The following is a 6,339-nucleotide window of genomic DNA, read 5'->3' on the forward strand; positions in this document are numbered from 1 at the left end:
CCATCTTGCATCAATGCTTCTATACAATAAGTTTCTTCAGCTCCTGCAAAACGTTCAGTTTCCGTTTTTAACCCTTTTATAACTGGAATTGCCATAAAATTTTCGGCAAAATCAGCATATACATTCATCATCTTTTCAGATTCCTCGACAGCTTCCTTTCTTGTTGCATGATCGGTATGTCCTTCTTGCCATAAAAACTCAGCCGTTCTCAAGAATAATCGGGTTCTCATTTCCCATCGTACCACATTTGCCCATTGATTTATGAGTAAAGGTAAATCTCTATAAGATTGAACCCATCCTTTATAAGTAGACCAAATTATAGCTTCACTTGTTGGACGAACTATTAGTTCTTCTTCCAATTTTGCATTAGGATCCACCATCAATTTACCTGGATTATCAGGATCATTTTTTAATCTATAATGAGTTACGATGGCACATTCTTTAGCAAAGCCTTCTGCGTTTTTTTCTTCGGCTTCAAACATACTTTTTGGCACAAACAAAGGGAAATAAGCGTTTTGATGCCCTGTTTCCTTAAACATTCTATCAAGTTCTGCTTGCATTTTTTCCCAAATTGCATAGCCATAAGGTTTGATGACCATACAGCCTCTAACTCCTGAATTTTCGGCTAAATCGGCTTTTACAACCAGCTCGTTATACCATTTTGAATAATCTTCTGCTCGTGTGGTGAGGTTCTTGCTCATATTGAATAGTTTGGCACAAATTTTGTTTTGATAATTTTAACTAAATAGTTTGGCAAAACTAACTATTTTTGTAATGTGCAACAATAAAAAAACCTACAGATATGAAAACTAATATTTTTTCTTCCAAAAACACATCAACATACTCTCTAATTCTTCTTTTGAGTATTGTGTTAACATCTTGTGGCTCATACCAAAATAGCTCCTACTATGATTCCGATGGAATATATGGGAATTCAACAAATAGAAATATTGAAAAAGTAAATCCAGAAAGCTCAAGCAATCGTTATAAAGACTATTTTAGTTCTTTACAAAACGACAATTTTCAAACAGAAATCTTTACTGACGTCAATAATTATAGTAATTACGATACTGCAAACGATACTATTCAAAATACAGATTATGCTGATTGGGGAAGTAATCCCAGAACAACATCTATAAATGTATATACAAATCCTTGGAACTTTTCGGTAGGATTTGGCTATCCTTATTACGGATATGGTTACGGTTATCCTTATTATAGTTATGGCTATCCTTATTATGGATATTCTTATTACGATTACAACTATCCTTATTATGGATGGGGCTTCCCCGGTTATGGATACAGTTACGGATTCCCATATTATTATGGAGGAGGTTATACTAATTATGGTTATAATAATTCTCACTATTCCTACAACCCAAGCAGAAGAGGTTCTTCAGCTTCCAATACCATAAACGGTAACCGATATTCCCAAAACCAAAACTTTACTAACAGAGGAACAAGTAGCTCAAATTACAGAAATAGCACCATCAATAACGCAACCCAAAATAGTACTTTACTTAACAGAAGAAGTAATACTCAATTCCAAAACAATTCTTCTAATAATTCGAATCGCACAAGAACAAACACAAACTCTCAACAAAACACTAACAATTCTCGTAACCAAAACTATACACCTACAAGATCTTACACCCCAAGCTCAAATAACTCAAGCAATTCTAGCTCAAACAGTGGTGGAAGATCATCAAGTAATAGTAGTTATGGAGGCGGCGGAAGGTCTTCTGGAGGAAGTAGCGGCAGAACTAGATAAGAACTCAATTATCTTTAATAAATAATATAATTTTACACGAACAAAAATGAAAAAGTATATATTCCTTTTATTTGTTAGCTTCACTTTTAGTGTTGGACAATCACAAGAAATCACTGATGCTCTGCGTTATTCGCAGGATAATTTGACCGGAACAGCTCGTTTTAGAGCTATGGGTGGTGCTTTTGGAGCCCTTGGTGGCGATTTGTCTTCCATAAATGTTAATCCTGCAGGTTCTGCGATTTTTTCTAACAATCAAATTGCAACAACCTTAAGTAGTTTTAATACAAAAAATAGCTCTAGTTATTTTGGGACCAACACAACTTCTTCTGAAAATTCATTTGATTTAAATCAAGCAGGAGGTGTTTTCGTTTTTAAAGATCAAAATTCAAATAATGATTGGAAAAAGTTTTCGGTAGCGATAAATTATGAAAACACAAATAATTTTACTAACTCCTTGTTTTCTGCCGGAACAAATCCGACAAATTCTGTGGCTGATTATTTTTTATATTATGCTAATGGTGTACCTTTAAATACATTGGAAAACTTCAATTATAGTGAATTAAACAACGGAGAGCAACAAGCTTATTTGGGATACCAAGGTTATATTATAAATCCTGTTGACGGGAATAATGCAAATAATACATCATATACTTCAAATGTTCGTCCTGGAGGAAATTATTATCAAGAAAATTCCATTTCCTCTAATGGTTACAACGGAAAATTGTCTTTCAATGCGGCAACATCCTATAAAGATAAATTATTTTTGGGTATCAACTTAAATTCCCATTTCTCGGATTATACCCAATCATCCAGCATTTATGAAGATAACAACAACACTTTAGATAGTAACGACAGGGTAAACCGATTGCAATTTGACAATGATTTACATACAACCGGAACTGGGTTTTCCTTTCAATTAGGTGCTATCGCAAAAGTTACCAATGAAATTCGGTTGGGATTAGCTTATGATTCGCCAACTTGGTATCGTTTAAGTGATGAATTAACACAAAGATTGGTTGCAGTTAGCGGCAATATTGACGGAGAGTTACCCCAAGATGTTGTTGACCCTCAAATTACCAACTATTATGCACCTTACACTTTGCAAACTCCAAGCAAGTTTACAGGAAGTTTTGCTTACATATTTGGCAAATCTGGATTAATTAGTATTGACTATTCTATAAAAGATTATGGCAATACAAAATTTAAACCTGAAAATGATTCCTATTTCAGAGATTTGAATAACTATATGAGTACAGTACTTAACAACACTGGCGAATTGCGAATTGGAGCTGAATACAAAATCAAGGAATGGAGTTTGCGTGGCGGTTATCGCTTCGAGCAAAGCCCTTACAAAAACTCAACAACAATAGGCGATTTAACTGGATATTCAGGAGGATTAGGTTATAATTTTGGAGCAACCAAATTAGATTTGGCTTACTCTTACGCTCAAAGAAATTCAAATCAAGGTTTCTTTAATCAAGGATTTACAGAGGGTGCCAATATTAACACTAAAAATAATAACGTTACTGTGACTTTGTTGTTTGAATTGTAATTCAATTTAAAAATAGACTTTATAAAAATCCATTTTGTTACTAAAATGGATTTTTTATTTTTTTAAAAATTAACAATTCAAAAAAAATATAAAATAGCAATTACTCTATAAATCATAACCTGAAATAGATAATCTGAAGTAGATAAAGTAAGAAGTTTAACTAATAATTCATAAGCAAACACTTATGCTTCTTAGAATAAAAATTGTAATTTTGCCAACTTCCCAATATATCGGGTATATAAATTTATGAGAACCAAGTCCTTAAAAAAGAATAAAATCAACGTAATCACTCTTGGGTGTTCGAAAAATGTATATGACAGTGAAGTGCTAATGGGGCAACTCAAAGCTAGCGGAAAAGATGTCGTTCACGAGCAAGAAGGAAACATCGTTGTCATCAATACCTGCGGATTTATTGATAATGCCAAGGCAGAATCAATAAATACAATTTTAGAATATGCCGATAAAAAAGAACGTGGATTAGTCGATAAAGTTTTTGTTACTGGATGTTTATCAGAACGTTACAGACCCGATTTAGAAAAAGAAATTCCGAATGTAGATCAGTTTTTTGGAACAACTGAATTGCCTGCTTTATTAAAAGCTTTGGGAGCTGATTATAAACACGAATTGCTTGGAGAGCGCCTGACAACTACTCCAAAAAATTATGCCTTTTTAAAAATTGCAGAAGGTTGCGACAGACCTTGCAGTTTTTGTGCCATCCCGTTAATGCGTGGCAAACACGTTTCGCAAACTATTGAAAAACTAGTAAAAGAAGCCGAAGGTTTGGCAAAAAATGGTGTAAAAGAATTAATTTTGATTGCGCAGGATTTGACGTATTATGGTTTGGATATTTACAATAAACGTAATCTTGGTGAATTATTAGAAGCTTTGGTAAAAGTAGAAGGAATAGAATGGATTCGTTTGCATTATGCTTTCCCTACTGGTTTTCCGATGGATGTATTGGAAATTATGAAGCGAGAGCCAAAGATTTGTAATTATATCGATATTCCGTTGCAACATATTTCTGACTCTATTTTGAAATCGATGAAACGTGGAACGACAAAAGAAAAAACGACTAAGTTATTGAAAGAATTCCGTGAGGCAGTCCCAGGAATGACTATTAGAACGACTTTAATTGTAGGTTACCCGGGTGAAACGCAAGAAGATTTCGAAATTTTAAGAGACTGGGTTCAAGAAATGAAGTTCGAACGCTTGGGTTGTTTTACTTATTCTCACGAAGAAAACACAGGAGCTTTTGACTTAGTCGATGATGTTCCCGAAGATGTAAAACAAGATCGTGCCAATGAAATAATGGAAATTCAATCGCAAATTTCTTGGGATTTGAATCAGGATAAAATCGGAAAAACCTTTCGCTGTATTATTGACAGAAAAGAAGGAGAACATTTTGTAGGAAGAACTGAATTTGATAGTCCTGATGTTGACAATGAAGTTTTAATTGATGCTTCGAAACATTATGTAAAAACTGGAGAATTTGTAATGGTAAAAATTACCGATGCAACCGAATTTGATTTATACGCAGAACCTGTTTAAATTTACAGTATCTATTATTTGAATAAAACATAAAATTCTAAATATGAAAACAACACAAATTTTCTTATCAATTATATTGATGATATTCTCTATTAGTACAATTTCTGCTCAATACGGAAATAATGGTTATGGTAATAGCGGATATGGAGGAAATGGTTATGGAAGAAATGGCGGAATGAGCCAAATGAATCAAGGAAGTCAACCAGAAAAACCAAAAGAAATCCCCGCCGAAGAAACGGTTTCTAAATTAATGATTAAAATGAAACCTGCACTAAACCTTGATGATCTTCAGGAAATTGCTATTTCAAATGTTTTAATAGAAAGCATAAGAAGTCAAGGAATATTGCTAAAGCAAGTTACTAACCAAGAAGATCAAATAAAAGAATTTCAAGCACTCTCTGAAATTACAGATAGAAAAGTTAAAGATTTTTTGAACCCTGACCAGATAGAAAAATACCTTGTTTTTAAAGAAGACTTAAAAAAACCTTCAAAATCCAAATCCAAAAGAAAACAAAAAACCGAAAATTAGTAATATGAAACATCTAATACAAAACCATTTTTATTATTTGATTTTGGTGCTTATTATAACTTCGTGTTCTACAAATCCGTATAAAAAAAGTGAGAAAGTATATAATGACAATCTGAATGTATTAAAAGAAACCATTTCAAAAAAAGAAGCTGTTCCTTTGCAAAATGTTGTTGTTCCAGAACAAATTATTGACACTTTATATCTAAAACAATTACTCACTTTTAAAGATACAATCTCAAAAATGGGAGCCTTTCCTTTGCAAAACGGCATTACCACTGAATGGATTGGAACTGTGAATTTTAATTTAAGAAAACCAAATTTTATAATCATTCACCACACTGCTCAAGATTCTTTAAAACAAACCTTGAAAACATTTACAATGCCGGAAACCCAAGTGAGTGCTCATTATGTAATCGCTAACGATGGTCGGGTGGTTCATATGCTGAACGATTATCTTCGAGCTTGGCACGCTGGAAAAGCCTCTTGGGGAAAAAATACCGATATCAATTCAGCATCAATTGGAATCGAATTGGACAATAATGGAACGCATACTTTTTCGGATTTACAAATCAATAGCCTTTTGGCACTTTTGACCAAATTAAAAAAAGACTACAACATTCCTACCGAAAACATCATAGCACATTCGGATATTGCGCCTACTAGAAAACAAGACCCAAGTGCTTTTTTTCCATGGAAAACATTAGCATCAATGGGTTTTGGTATTTGGCCTGATGAGATTTTAGAGACTGCTCCCTGTGATTTTAACATAGAACAAGCGCTACGAATTATTGGATATAACACTAAAAATCTTCCCGCAGCTATTGCTGCTTTTAAGCTTCATTATATTCAAACAGAAGTCAATACAGTTTTAGATGAGAAAACCATAAACACTATTTATAATATCTACAAGAAACAATAATTGATGATAGATAACATAAA

The 6,339-nt window shown here is 33.3% G+C and carries 6 protein-coding genes; 5 read left to right on the forward strand and 1 reads right to left on the reverse strand.

Translation table 11 applies throughout. The annotated features are described in order from the left end of the window. Positions 1-701, reverse strand: a 701-nt coding sequence (locus PHC28_RS14225) for an aminoacyl--tRNA ligase-related protein (protein WP_367278044.1), incomplete at its 3' end; no start/stop codon positions are given. Between the two features lie 101 nt (positions 702-802). Between PHC28_RS14225 and PHC28_RS14230 the strand changes: the two genes are divergently transcribed. From PHC28_RS14230 to PHC28_RS14250, 5 genes are all read left to right on the forward strand, one after another. Beyond that, complete coding sequence (locus tag PHC28_RS14230) at positions 803-1,771, forward strand: hypothetical protein (RefSeq protein WP_300101996.1); 969 nt, start codon at positions 803-805, stop codon at positions 1,769-1,771. Positions 1,772-1,817: 46 nt separating this feature from the next. Beyond that, positions 1,818-3,323, forward strand: a complete 1,506-nt coding sequence (locus PHC28_RS14235) for a transporter (RefSeq protein ID WP_300101999.1) — start codon at positions 1,818-1,820, stop codon at positions 3,321-3,323. Between the two features lie 246 nt (positions 3,324-3,569). Then, positions 3,570-4,871 carry a 30S ribosomal protein S12 methylthiotransferase RimO gene (gene rimO, locus PHC28_RS14240; RefSeq protein WP_300102002.1) on the forward strand — a complete coding sequence of 434 codons (1,302 nt, stop codon included), beginning with the start codon at positions 3,570-3,572 and terminating at the stop codon, positions 4,869-4,871. 43 nt (positions 4,872-4,914) lie between these two features. Then, positions 4,915-5,400 carry a hypothetical protein gene (locus tag PHC28_RS14245; RefSeq protein WP_300102004.1) on the forward strand — a complete coding sequence of 162 codons (486 nt, stop codon included), beginning with the start codon at positions 4,915-4,917 and terminating at the stop codon, positions 5,398-5,400. 4 nt (positions 5,401-5,404) lie between these two features. Further along, a complete protein-coding gene (locus tag PHC28_RS14250; protein WP_300102007.1) occupies positions 5,405-6,319 on the forward strand; it encodes an N-acetylmuramoyl-L-alanine amidase in 915 nt (304 codons plus the stop codon). Positions 6,320-6,339: the final 20 nt, after the last annotated feature.

This window comes from Flavobacterium sp. (assembly GCF_028712645.1).
Lineage (GTDB): Bacteria > Bacteroidota > Bacteroidia > Flavobacteriales > Flavobacteriaceae > Flavobacterium.